The organism is Aeromicrobium phragmitis (genome assembly GCF_003674095.1).
Taxonomy (GTDB): Bacteria; Actinomycetota; Actinomycetes; order Propionibacteriales; family Nocardioidaceae; genus Aeromicrobium; species Aeromicrobium phragmitis.
Map to the genome: position 1 here is coordinate 1 of NZ_RDBF01000062.1, position 498 is coordinate 498.

The 498-nt window shown below is 68.7% G+C and carries 1 protein-coding gene; it reads left to right on the forward strand.

Annotated elements, in window-relative coordinates; all coding sequences use genetic code 11:
- Positions 1-154: 154 nt before the first annotated feature.
- The coding region (locus D9V41_RS16250; protein ID WP_121795614.1) for an FAD-binding protein at positions 155-498 on the forward strand (344 nt) is incomplete at its 3' end.

Below are 498 nucleotides of genomic sequence, written 5' to 3' on the forward strand. Positions count from 1 at the left end.
TCCTGCAGCGGTTCGGCTGGACGGGACGACCGGATCGGTGCGGCCAACGCTGCGTAGTGGGGAGAAACGCTGCCATCTGGTAACCGTAGATCTCCCTTCTGCTGGCAGTTTCCCCACTGAACCTGGTAAACCGTCAGCCTGCTAGCGTCGCGGTGTGGAGCTGGCGGAGGTGACGACCCTGCGGTTGGGGGGTCCGGCGCGCAACGTGATCGAGGCGACCGACGAACGGACGTTGATCGATGCGGTGCGGATCGCCGATGAGGCCGGCGACCCCGTGCTCATCGTCGGCGGTGGCAGCAACCTCGTGGTCGCCGACGAGGGATTCGACGGCACTGTCGTCCTGGTGCGCACGCAGGGAATCTCGGTGAGTGCCGACGCCTGCAGCGGCGCGATGGTCACCGTCGCCGCCGGGGAGGACTGGGACGCCTTCGTGGCTCGCACGGTCAGCGAGGGCTGGGTCGGGGCCGAGGCGCTCTCCGGCATTCCCGGGTCGACGGG